At 45.9% G+C, this 13,067-nt stretch carries 7 protein-coding genes; 5 read left to right on the top strand and 2 right to left on the bottom strand.

Going from position 1 to position 13,067, the window contains the following annotated elements:
• Window positions 1–23 precede the first annotated feature (23 nt).
• From J7I42_RS32915 to J7I42_RS32895, 5 genes are all read left to right on the top strand, one after another.
• Window positions 24–2,450: a TonB-dependent receptor gene (locus J7I42_RS32915; RefSeq protein ID WP_209144402.1), complete on the top strand. Its 2,427-nt coding sequence runs from the start codon at window positions 24–26 to the stop codon at window positions 2,448–2,450.
• 488 nt (window positions 2,451–2,938) lie between these two features.
• Complete coding sequence (locus tag J7I42_RS32910) at window positions 2,939–5,890, top strand: SusC/RagA family TonB-linked outer membrane protein (protein WP_209144400.1); 2,952 nt, start codon at window positions 2,939–2,941, stop codon at window positions 5,888–5,890.
• 24 nt (window positions 5,891–5,914) lie between these two features.
• On the top strand, window positions 5,915–7,237 hold the full coding sequence (locus J7I42_RS32905) for a RagB/SusD family nutrient uptake outer membrane protein (protein ID WP_209144398.1): 1,323 nt from the start codon (window positions 5,915–5,917) through the stop codon (window positions 7,235–7,237).
• Between the two features lie 121 nt (window positions 7,238–7,358).
• A complete protein-coding gene (locus tag J7I42_RS32900; RefSeq protein WP_209144396.1) occupies window positions 7,359–7,730 on the top strand; it encodes a DUF4870 domain-containing protein in 372 nt (123 codons plus the stop codon).
• 189 nt (window positions 7,731–7,919) lie between these two features.
• Complete coding sequence (locus J7I42_RS32895; protein ID WP_209144394.1) at window positions 7,920–9,263, top strand: alkaline phosphatase family protein; 1,344 nt, start codon at window positions 7,920–7,922, stop codon at window positions 9,261–9,263.
• 67 nt (window positions 9,264–9,330) lie between these two features.
• Here the strand turns inward: J7I42_RS32895 and J7I42_RS32890 are convergent, their stop codons facing one another.
• Window positions 9,331–10,983, bottom strand: coding sequence for a sialidase family protein (locus J7I42_RS32890; RefSeq protein WP_209144392.1), 1,653 nt, complete (start codon window positions 10,981–10,983; stop codon window positions 9,331–9,333).
• A gap of 95 nt (window positions 10,984–11,078) precedes the next feature.
• Window positions 11,079–12,902 (bottom strand): RagB/SusD family nutrient uptake outer membrane protein, encoded by a 1,824-nt coding sequence (locus tag J7I42_RS32885; RefSeq protein ID WP_209144390.1) that lies wholly within the window; start codon window positions 12,900–12,902, stop codon window positions 11,079–11,081.
• Window positions 12,903–13,067 lie beyond the last annotated feature (165 nt).

Genomic DNA, 13,067 nt, shown 5'->3' with positions numbered 1-13,067 from the left:
TTGTACTTATTAAATGAAAAAAAATGAAGATCATTTTACGTTTCACCCTGTTATTATTTCTTGTCACCGGTTTGCAAACTGTCCTGATAGCCCAGCAAGGCACCTTGCAGGGAAAAGTGACCACCGCCGATGGCAAACCGGCTGAAGGCATCACGGTAGGCATTGCCAACAAAAGATGGGCAACCGCTACCAATCAGCAGGGCGAATACAAATTAACCGGTATTAAACCCGGCGCTTACACCATTCGCATTACAGCAGTTGGACTGAAACCCGTTGACAAAACCATTACCCTTAACGACGGGGAAATTTTAGTGACCGATTTTATCCTGACTGAAAACCACGCCACCTTAGAGGAAGTGGTGATCGCTGCCAGTAAGCGTTCAACTACCATTGGCAGTGAGACCGTAGCTAAAATGCCATTGAGCCGTCTGGAAAATCCCCAGGTATATACCTCCCTTTCCAACAACCTGATCAAAGAACAGCTCACTACCGATTTTGGAAATGTACTGAAGAATACTCCTGGTCTATACAAGATCCAAAGCAACCGTGGAATCAATACAGATGGAGCCTCTTCTTATACCGTACGTGGGTTCAGAACGGAAGTATCAATGGTAGATGGCGTTCCCTCACAAACCAATGGTGAATTTGATCCGGTGAACGTAGAAAGGATTGAAGTGCTGAAAGGGCCCTCTACAACCTTATATGGCGGTGCTGTTACCTCATTAGGCGGTATGATCAACGTTATTTCCAAAAAACCTATCGATACCCTGGGAGGTGAAATTTCCTATAGCACCGGCAGCTACAACCTGAACCGTTTTACGGCTGATATTTATGGCCCTGCCAATAAAGAAGGCAATGTATTTTTCCGCCTGAATGCGGCTTACCAAAATCAACAAAGCTGGCAGGATGCCGGTTTCAGAAAATCATTGCTGATCGCACCGGCTGTTGAGATCCGCGCCAATTCGAGATTCAGGATAAATCTGAACGCAGAATTCTATAGTGCAGAAATGACCAGTCCTTCTACTGTTTTCCTGAACCGTACCCGTCAATTTGTAGCGCATACCCCCGATGAGTTGGGTTTTAACTGGAAGCGTTCTTATACCACCAACGACCTCACCATGAAAACGCCCACTACCAATATGCGGGCGCATGCTACTTATAAAATATCCAACAACTGGACCTCTCAAACTATTCTTAGCAGCAATACGCGAAAATCTGATGGTTACTACCAGTATGAATTCATTCGCAAGAATACGGATGACTCCCTGGAACGTAACATCAGCATTTATAATACCATCAACACCGCCCTGGATATTCAGCAGAACTTTACCGGTAATTTCAATACCGGCGCTCTTAAACACCGCCTGTTGATAGGACTTGACTATGTGCACACCAGAATGAACAATGACCTTTCTACCCAGGTGGTCTTTGACTTTGTAAATGGTACAGACATCCTGGATAAAAACTATGGAAAGATCTCTAAATATGCGGTTGACCAGAAGATAGCCGCTGCCACAGATGGCGCTACCAGAAACCACACCTCAACTGATCTCTACAGTGCATATATATCGGATGTAGTGGACCTGACCGATAACCTGATTGCCATGATCAGCCTGCGCGTTGATGGTTTCGACAGCAAAGGGACCCGCAACCACTATGCAGATACCATTATTAAAGACACCAGATATTCACAAACCAGCTTCTCCCATAAATACGGCTTGTTATATCAACTGGTAAGAAATAAAGTATCGCTGTTTGCCAATTACATGAACGGCTTTATTTATTTGCAACCCATAGCTCAACCAGCCATACCAACCGGGACTGTTTCCGGTGTAATGAAACCGCAACATGCCAATCAGTTTGAAGGCGGGGTAAAGCTCGAATTGCTGAATAATAAATTGAATGTTACTGCCAGCTATTACGATATCAGCGCCACCAACATGGTACGGGCCGAACCTACTATCATCGATAACAAAAGCTATAACATCAACGTGCAGGATGGCACTCAATACAGCAAAGGCTTTGAACTGGAAGTACAGGCAAGCCCCGTTAATGGCCTGAACATACTGGCAGGCTATAGCTATAACGACAGCAAATTGACCAAAGCATCTGCAGCAATTGATGGCCGACGTCCTGCTTTTGCCGGACCGGCCAATCTGGCCAATGCCTGGATCACTTATTCCCTGCCAACCGGGAAATTAAAAGGACTGGGCGCCGGTGTTGGTGGCAACTATGTTGACAAACACCTGACTGCCAACTCAGCCGCCACCGGCGTGTTCACACTGCCCTCATATACATTATTAAACGGGACCATTTTTTATGACGCCCGCTGGTACCGGCTTGGGGTGAAAGTAGATAACGCAACCGATGAATTGTATTTTGCAGGTCAGGGTACGTTGAGCCCGCAAATGCCGCGAACCTTTACGGCCAATGTGACTATAAAATTCTAATCGCAATATCATTTAAAATTATCGAGTACCCATCCTTGATACCGACCGTTTAACGTGTAAGTCTGACCGCTTAACTTAGTAAAACGCCCCGCGCAATCCGCTTGGGGCGTTCTTCGTTATCCGTTAGTGTTGCAGGAGGCATGCCGTGCGTTTTTTTTGCATAGTATTGTCCGGAATTTTTAAATATTAACTGGCTGCTTTAAGCTATCAGTGTAATTTTTTTGTCACAAATTACGTTCCCGGAAAGTATAAAAACGCATTCTAACTCCTTATGCAGCAATTAATGGGGGGCAATTGTCTCCCTTGTAAGCTGCAACCTTTTTCAACTGTAACCTACTGATTGACAAGATTTGGCAAATCGCCCATGAAACATCCGCAATATCCTTGTGTCATTAATCCATTCCTTATGAAAGTTATCCTGGTATTTGGTATGTCATAGCTGCTGATCCCGAGCCCAACCTATTATTGTTCACATCAAAATTTCCAGAATGCAAAACTACAAACGATTGCTACTTTTAATCTGTTTATCTGCTCCTGTATGGCTATTTGCGCAAGTAAGTGTTTCGGGAACTGTGTTAGATGGTAAGAATAATCCCATACAGTTCGCTTCCGTAAAGATCAAGAATTCCAACCAGGGCACTTCTACAGATGCCAATGGTAAATTCAGTTTAACCATACCTGGCAAAGGCGGGGTACTGGATATTACCTTCGTAGGTTTCAAGGCTACCTCTGTTAATGTAACCGCCCCAACAACTTCTCTTATTATCACCATGCAGGAAGACGTAGGTCACCTGGAAGAAGTGGTGGTGACCGGTTTGGCCTCTTCTACCAAACGTGCTAACCTGGCCCATGCGGTAGGTACGGTTTCGGCCAAACAACTGGTGGGTACCACCCCTCAGGCTACGGTGGATGCCGCCCTCTATGGCAAATTCCCCGGCGCAGCCGTTTCTTCCAATTCCGGCGCTCCCGGCGGCGGGATCTCTATAAAAATGCGGGGTATCACTTCCCTGGTGGGTAACTCCCAACCGTTGTTCATTGTTGATGGCGTTTATTATGACAACTCCTCCATCAATAGCGGACAGAATTTTATTTCAAAGGCAGCCAATCAGGGCAGTACCAATTTTCAGGAGAACCCCAGTAACCGGGTGGCTGACCTTGACCCCGAAGACATAGACCGCATTGAAATTCTGAAAGGCGCCTCTACAGCTGCCATTTATGGGGCCAGAGCGGCAGGCGGTGTGGTGATCGTAACTACCAAAAAAGGAAAAACAGGGAAACCTAAAATTGAGCTGGGTCAGTCTATTGGCTGGCAGATGCAATTGCACAAGCTGGGTATGCGCTCCTGGGATACGGCCAAAGTACGGGCATCCTATGGCGCCAACGGCCTTAACATCTATAATGCGAACGGTGGCAAGACCTATAATTATGAAGATGAATTATATGGCGTTCATGGGTTCATGAACAATACCAGGGTATCTGTAAGCGGCGGAAGTGAAAAAACCTCTTATTATGCCGGTATGACTTACCAGGACAATGACGCGATCGTTAAAAACACCGGTTACCGCAAAACTTCTATCCGCATGAACCTCGAGCAGGCCCTCACCAAATTCCTTGACCTCTCGGTAAATGCCAATTATGTTGAATCGAACGCCGACCGCGGCTATTTCAATAACGACAATACCAGCACCTCAATGGGCGTAGCCTATGTATCAACGCCTTCCTGGGTGAGTTTATATCCCGATGCCAATGGCAACTACCCCAATAACCCATTGGCGCCTTCCAACTGGATGCAAACACGCGACCTAACGACCAATAATGAAAAGGTAAACCGCACGTTACTGGGCGGAAGAGCGACCTGGAAAGTCTTCAAAAACGACAAGCACGACCTGAAGATAATTGCATTAGGTGGTATTGATTATTATACCCTCAATACAAAAGGCATCTTCCCCGCTGTATTACAGTTTGAAAAAAATGGGAACGGTACCAATGGCGCCCTGATCTATGGAACAACCGTTACTCACAATGATAATTATTCTGCATTGGCAGTATATGAATTAAACCCCAATAACGGCTTCATCTTTACTACCCAGGCCGGGGTGAATGCCCTCAATAATGATCTCAATACGGTAGTAAATACTGCCACCCAATTGATAGGTACCCAAACCAACCTTGATCAGGCCGGCGCTATTCAGGTACAAGAAAACCGGATCATCTCAAAAGACCGCGGCTTTTTTGCGCAGGAAGAAGTGAATTATAAAGACATGTTGATAGGAACCGTGGGTGTCAGAGGCGATAAATCGAGCCGGAATGGCAATGCGGATAAATTGTATTACTATCCCAAATTTTCACTGGCCTTTAATATCCTGCCACTCATGGATGTAAAAGTGTTAAGTCTGTTGAAAGTGCGCGGGGCTTATGGCGAAGCAGGCAATTTTGCTCCTTTTGGTGCTATCTATTCCCCATTGGTACCTATTAATTTCAATGGTACCACCGGTTCTATAGTGGATGTTACCAGGGGTGCCGCCAACCTGGAACCGGAAAGACAAAAAGAACTGGAACTGGGAGTGGACGCCGGCATTCTGAATAATCGCGTTGGCGTGGAATTTACCTGGTATAAAAAGGATGTGGAAGACCTGATCCTGAAAGTGCAAACGCCAGGTTCAACAGGATTTGCAACCGGCTGGAAGAATGTAGCGGCCATTGAAAATAAAGGGGTGGAAATTGGCTTAAGCGCCGTTCCGGTACTCACCAAAGAATGGCGCTGGAATGCGCAGGTAAACTGGTGGAAGAACACCTCTAAAGTAACCCGGTTAGACGTACCGGCCTTTAACGTAGGCGCTTTTGGCGCATCCCTGGGTACCTACCGGATTGAAAAAGGCAAAAGCGCTACGCAGATAGTGGGCATTGGCGATGATCTTGATAAAGTTGATCCCGTGACCAAGCTGGCTGTATTCGGGAATTCAGAACCAGATTTCAACCTGTCATTCAACAACAACGTCACCTGGCGTAGTTTTGAATTGAATGTGCTGATGCATTGGAAACAAGGCGGCGACAACATCAACCTCACCCCTTTACTGGGTGATTTTGCCGGTACTACTGCCGACTATGATAAAAGGGACCTTGACCCCAAAGGACAATTGTCAAATGGCGACTACCGGGCATCTTCGTATGGCAAAACAGCCCGCCCGTTTGTTGAGGATGCCTCTTACTTCAGGGTGCGGGAAATTGGATTGAGTTATGTATTACCCAAAGAGTTGTTTAAGGATATTGCCCGGGTAAAACTAGGTTTTTCCGGCAGGAACCTGATCAATGCATTTAAGTATAACAGTTATGATCCGGAAGTCTCCAACTTTGGTGTCGATGCTATTTCCAGCAATGTGGATGTAACCCCCTATCCATCGGCCAAGAGTTTCCATTTTAATGTATCAGTAACTTTTTAATCAGTCAACCCCAAAAGATCAATTATGAAATATCAACATAAATATAAAAAGCTTATTGCGATCACTGGTTTGTTTGTAATAGCTATGGGCTGGACGGGCTGTAAAGTGGAACCTATTCTTGACCCCAATAACCCAAGCACGGGCGGTCTTACGCAAAATGCCCAATTGGCAGAATTACAAAACCTGGTAGTGGGCACCGAAGCAGGAATGAGAATTTATTTAGGCACCTACCTCGATAACGTTAGTATGATAGGCCGGGAATATTATCGCTTTGCCGCTTCAGACCCCCGGGTAACCGGCGACCTGTTGGGCAAAGGCGGCGCCACACTCGACAACAATACTTTTTATACCACCAACCCGTTTGATGGCCGGTACCGGGATGTGAAAAACACCAATGTGCTTATACAGGCTTTACAAAATACAAAGGCAGATATTACCGACGCACAGCGAAAGGCCGGGATCGCATATGCCAAAACAATACAAGCCTATGAATTGCTGATGGTTTTCAACCAGCAGTATGGGAATGGCATCCGGGTTGATGTGGCAGACCCTGACAAACTGGGCCCCTTTCTTTCGCAGGAAGAATCGTTGAATGCCATTCAAAACCTGTTGAATGACGCCAACAATGATCTAAAGGGCAATACCGCTACACTGCCATTCACCACAACACTGTATAGTAATAAAGCCAGTGACTTCTCTAAATTGAACCGGGCGCTGGCAGCCAGGGTGGCTGTTTACCGTAAAGACTGGCCGCTGGCCAACACCGCCCTTTCAGAATCGTTCCTGAGCCTTACCGGCAGCCTTACCGATGGTTCATACTATCTGTTCTCAACGGGCGGCGGCGACCTGTTAAACCCGTTGTACTTTCCGCGCAACACCCCACCTGCCGAAGTACGGGTAGCACACCCCTCTTTTATCACGGATGCGATACCAGGCGATACCCGATTAAACAAAGCACCCAAACGCGATGCCACTGCCACACAGGACGGCCTGAACAGCGATTATGACTTTTTTGTGTATACCACTAACGTGGCACCTATTCCTGTTATCCGTAACGAAGAACTGGTGCTGCTGCTGGCAGAAGTGAAAGCGCAGCAAAACAGTTTTCCTGATGCCATTTTAGCCATCAATAGAATTCGTACCGCGGCCGGAATTCCTCCTTATGCCGGAGCGATCACGCAAAGCGCACTTATTACAGAAATATTATTTCAACGGCGTTACTCACTGTTTGGCGAAGGCCACCGCTGGATAGACATGCGCCGGTATGAGCGTTTAAATCAATTACCTATCGACAGGCCCGGCGATGATGTATGGGTACAGTTCCCAAGACCGGCCACAGAGAATTGATGTTTCGGGCGAACATTAAACAATTGTAATATATCAAAAAGACCTGTAAGGCGCGCCCCTTGCAGGTCTTTCTAATTTATTAATTGACATTATTTCGATAATTTCATGGAAACACCTTAAAATGACAAGTAGCAACCCTTCTAATTCTTTCCTGGGCACCGAGTCGGTACCAGCTTACACACCAACAAGTGATGAAAGAACACTGGCTATTCTCAGTCATGTACTGACCTTGTTTTTCTGGATCTTTCCACCACTGATCATTTATCTTATCAAAAAAGATGATTCGAAATTTGTGGCTGAACACGCTAAAGAATCATTGAATTTTCAGCTCACGGCCACCATCATCGCCATCATTCTTTTCATTACTATTATCGGCATCCTGCTGGTATGGATACTGGGCATCTTGATACTGGTATTTGTAATTGTGGCTACCGTAAAGGCCAGCGAGAGCAAATTATACCGTTATCCGTTTGCGTTTAGACTGATCAAATAAACCAATTGTGACCAATAAATGAAAGTCTCCCCGACGGTACCGCCGGGGAGACTTTTTTATTTTCAAATAGTACCAACCAGACACTTTACCAGTCTATAGTTTCGGCTGGTGCAACACCCAGGCACAAATAAAATCATAACATAAAATTCATTTTACTCACAAACAGGACCATTTAAATTCGCGCTCATTATGAAGAAATTCCTCTTTGGTATCTGCACGTTACTGTTATGTCAGTCAACACTCACTGCGCAGGAGTCGCATGTAGTGCTTATCAGTATCGATGGTTTACGACCTGAATTTTACAAAGACCCATCCTGGAATATGGTACACTTGCGCCAGGCTATGGAATCGGGTTCTTATGCAGATGGTGTAGACGGTGTTTTCCCCACTGTTACCTACCCATCTCATACCACTATGATCTCTGGCGTAAAACCACTGAAACATGGTGTTTATTATAATACACCTTCAGAGCCACTGGGTGTAACCGGCAATTGGTTGTGGAAATATGAAAATATTAAAGTGCCCACCCTGTTCAGCGTGGCCAAAGAAAAAGGATTAAAAACAGCGGCTGTCTTCTGGCCCGTTTCTGTAGGCGGACCAGCTACCTACAACATTCCCGAATACTGGTACCTGCCCAAAGAAAAAGGTCAGGACCGTGTTATGTCAAAAGCCCTGCAGGAAAACGCGACCCCACCCGGTTTGTATGAAGAGGTAGAACAACATGCCACCGGCAAAATGGAGGAGCTTGATTTTAATGGCGATTATCTGGGTATGGATGAAAACCTGGCCCGCATGAGCTGCTATCTTATTCGTCAGTACAAACCAGCTTTACTGGCCGTTCACCTGGTTACAGTTGACCATTTTGAACACGAACAAGGCCGTGATGGCGATAAAGTACGCGCTGCCATTGCCGGGGTTGACAGAGCTGTAAAAAGCATCAGAGAAGCGGTGCAAAAAGCCGGCATTGCCGATAAAACCACCTTTATCATTGTGGGTGACCACGGATTCGTTGATATCCATACAAATATTGCTCCCAATGTACTACTGGTAAAAGCCGGTTTATACGATCCGAAAAAAACAGAAAACTGGAAGGCTTATTTTCATCAATCCGGTGGTGCGTCATTTCTGCAGTTAAAAGACAAAAACGACAAACAAACCAAAGAGAAAGTACTGCAATTGCTGACCAGCCTGCCTGCAGCCCAACAAAAAATGTTCACGATAAAAACAAGGGAAGAAATGGATGCCATAGGCGCCGATGGCTCTGCCACGCTCGCCTTGGCCGCTAAACAGGGTTATGCGTTCTCAGGCGCTACCGAGGGTGAATTTATTCGCGCCGGCAAAGGCGGCACCCATGGTTTTTACCCTGACTTTAAAGAAATTCAAACCGGTTTTGTTGCCTTTGGTTATGGCATTAAAAAAGGAGTGGTGATACCACAAATGGGACTGGTTGATATTGCCCCATTGATCAGCAAATTATTAAACCTGAACATGCCCGCTGGTGATGGCGTGTTGCTGGAAGGATTATTAAAATAACTTTACCCCCGCTCTTCGATCATTGACAAGGCCGACCAAATGGTCGGCCTTGTTTGTTACGCAAATATTAAGGCAATAGTTCCTTTATTTTCACCAGTTGAAAAACCAGGTCACACTGGCTGCTTTCATATACAATGCCAATTGTTTCCGCATCGATATTGGTCATGCAGGAGTAGCCGCGACTTTTCCATTCATCGAGCAGTATTTTTTTACTGGCTTGCCAGGTAAGCCCATCGTCATAACTAACTTTCATGGTCATGTGATGCCGCAATGTCTTTGAATCTGGATTCGCAAATAACAGCAACGGCTTCTTTTTCCCTTTTACTATATAGTCATGCCGTAAAATACTGGCCATACAAACGGGTTCGTGTAAAGCACCACGGCTGGTTGGATGTTCAGTCCAATCCACACCCAGGTTATGGGTTATGGCAATTACCCGGCCATTGGTGTCACCAGTATCTGTTTTATTTTTATTGCAACGCATGTTCAGCATTACCGTTCCATCGCTCAACTCCACCGCCATATTTTCGGTGGTGGATTCTTTTGAAGCCCGGTTGCTGGTATGCCAGGTAGCGCCGCCATCTTTGCTGTAAGTAATGTTTGAAAATGCCTTTCCGTTTTTATCACGGCCCTGGGTAGGAAATACCAAAGTACCATCATGCAGCGTAATCCCTGCACCGGGGGCTGGCGCCCAAAGCCACCAGGCTTCCTGTTTGCATTGTTGGGTAATATTTACCGGTTTACTCCAGGTTTTTCCATTGTCTTCGCTTTTCACGATCATAAACTGGGCCGTTTGTTTAACATCAAAACCGGGTTGTGATCCTTTATCCCGCCACTGGTGGTTCCAGTTGGTGCTGGTGTCGGTCAATCCTTCTGTCCATTTACCCTGTTCGTTCAAAACGCCATGCATCCATAAACCGGCGATAAAAATGGCGCCGGTATTTTTATCAACAAGGATATTGGCATCGGACACGCCGTTGAATTTTTCAGGCAACCCGCCCCATGTTCCCATATCAATGGCAACCTGCATCGGCAGCCAGGTGTTACCGCCATCAATACTCCGGCTCAACCCGATATCGATATTTCCCTGCAGATCGCGGGCGCTTTCGCGGCGCGCATCATAAACGGCAAGCAGGGAACCGTCTTTGGCGGTTGACAAGCCCGGGATGCGATAAGTATGTACACTGTCCTGGTTATGTTGCCGCAAGGCAACACCTATGCGTTGTTGAAATTTTATGGCACCCTCAATATTGTTTATCCTGCCGTTTAATACCGCTTTGGTAGCATTTATAATAATGACATGCGTTAAAGGAACACCGGAGTTTAATTCAGCAGACAACCAGAAATAATGATCGCCCGGAGGCAATGCCTGCGCTCCCTTTATCAATAACCGCTCCCCTGTTTTTGTTACACTGCCAACCAGTTGTATTTTCTCTACACTGCCCAGGTTGCGCATTCCCAAATCGGCACCGGCATAATACAAACAGATCTGTTTTAAATCTTTCCAGTCCGTAGTTCCCGTAGTGCTGAAAGTCATTTCCGTCAGTTGCAAACTATTATCGCTTCCGTTATGTAAGTGAATGCGCAAAACCGGATTGTCTTTCTTCTGCAACAAGATGGGCACCTGGTAATGTTGTTGCGTGATGAACACGTTGTCACCTGGAGACGCCAATACGAGAACAGGCATCAAACAAAATAACAGCAACTTGCTAATAAGCATATTTTTCCTATCAACTTTCATACGTAAACAAAGAAGATGTTTCAATTCAGGTTACAAGTGCCAGACCAATTAAAACCCTGTAACCTGTAACTGGTTTAATACCCCGGAGCCTGCACCATCGCAAAGTTCTTATTCAATTCACCCTGCGGGATGGGGAAAATATAATATTTATTATCCCATACCCGGGTGGAGATCCTTGTTCTCACATAAAATGCCGGATCTGACAAACTGGCCCCATCGTACACATTCATACCGGTAAAATCTCCGCCCTGTCTGCCTTCAGAAGTATTGGCGATCTTCCACCGGCGGAGATCAAAAAAGCGACAGCCCTCATACGCCATCTCGATGCATTTTTCTGTCTGGATCTGTTTACGCATTTCTGCTTGTGACAACCCTGGCAAAAGTTCTGCAAGACCGCCACGCACACGAATGGCATTCAAATGATCAAGAATTTCCTTTGACTTATTAACGGGCTCTGATTCATTCAATGCTTCTGCGTAATTCAAATATAATTCTGCCAAACGAATGTACATGGCAGGACGCGCCACATTACCGGAAGTGCTCGAAAAGTTCCGCGATGGATTGGTATGCTTACGCACCAGGTAACCGGTCTTGGGAAATTTTGTTTCAGCACCATTCGCATTACCCGAATTACCCGTTGGCCAGAATTGTACATAGGTTTGTCCTGTTTTGGCCACAAACGGAATAGTAGCGCCATTAAAGGTGATAGAGTTGTAAAAACGCGGCTCGCGATTTACATACATATTCGAGGTACCAGCCACATAATATCCGGCTTTGGCCGTAGTTGTAAAACCGTTTGCATTGTAATTGCTGCCCGCTTCGTTTATGGCCTTGCCATTACTCATTCTGTATTTATCAACCATTTCCTGTGTTGCAGCCAGCGACGCATTAAACCCGGTACCATTCACCGCCCGTGGGGCTGCTTCGGCTTCCCAGGCCTGATAGCCCGTATTGGCACGGGTCCAGATGCCTTCTGTGGCCCAACCATTAAGAAACAACTCCCGATAGGAAGTAATAGCGGCTACAAACGGATCGGCATTCTTCATTACGAAAATACTCTTGCCATTGACCTTTGCATGATCTATTGCCACCTTAGCAGCCTCGGCTGCTAAGGTCCATTTGTCTGCATCATACGCCGTATTCATCAACAGGGTGCCATCATTATTTTTGAAGTTGGCAAAATCAGGATTGCCATTGTACAACGGACTGGCATCAAATAATAACACCTGTGATTTAACCGCCTCTATCACCAGTTTGTTGATGCGGCCAGACTGGGTGGCATCTTCTGTGCCAACAGTCGTAAGGTATTTATCGGGAACCACTTTATAAGCAGCATCCATTTCTGCCAGCACATAATCAACACACTCTTTCCAGGTGTTGCGGGGTATTTGGAAATCATCGTTATACTTACCCGGCTCATCTCCCACCAGAACAACCGGCCCGTACAGCTTCATTAAATTCCAGTAATAGTAGGCACGTAAAAAACGGGCTTCGCCTTTATACTGGTCCATCAGTTCTTTGCCATTGGGTTCCTTTAACAGATTGGTCTCACTATTTTCAATGTTCTTTATAAAAATATTGGCCATGCGAATTCCCTGGTAATGGTTCGTCCAGAGGTTTACTGCATTTACGCCAGTAAGACTGCCACTTGCCTGTAGGGTTGCGCTGGCAGGCTCCAGTTCTTCGGTATAATTGGCCCAATAACGTGCCGAGCCAGTTGTTGTTGACCAGGGATCAATCAGGAAGCTGTATACCGAAGCCAGCCAGTTCTCTGTTTCTGTTTTGTTTTTAAAAATAGCACCCGTTGAAACAAGGTCTTTGGGCACTGCATCGAAGTATGCTTTCTTACAACCGGTTATGGTTGTCAGTAAGAATATTATTATATAGTTGTATTTCATTTGTCAAGATGTTTTTTGTGAGTGGTCAGTTGTGAGTTGTGAGTTGTGAGTTGTGAGTAGGCTCGCGATTATTGAGATTAATCACTATCTTGCGTCGTCAAAAATCTTCTGCCTTCTGCCTTCTGCCTTCTGCCTTCTGCCTTCTGCCTTCTGCCTTCTGCCTTC

This window comes from Niastella soli, assembly GCF_017742245.1.
GTDB lineage: Bacteria > Bacteroidota > Bacteroidia > Chitinophagales > Chitinophagaceae > Niastella > Niastella soli.
Note: the sequence above shows the minus strand (reverse complement) of the source record. Positions and strands in the feature narration are given on the sequence as shown.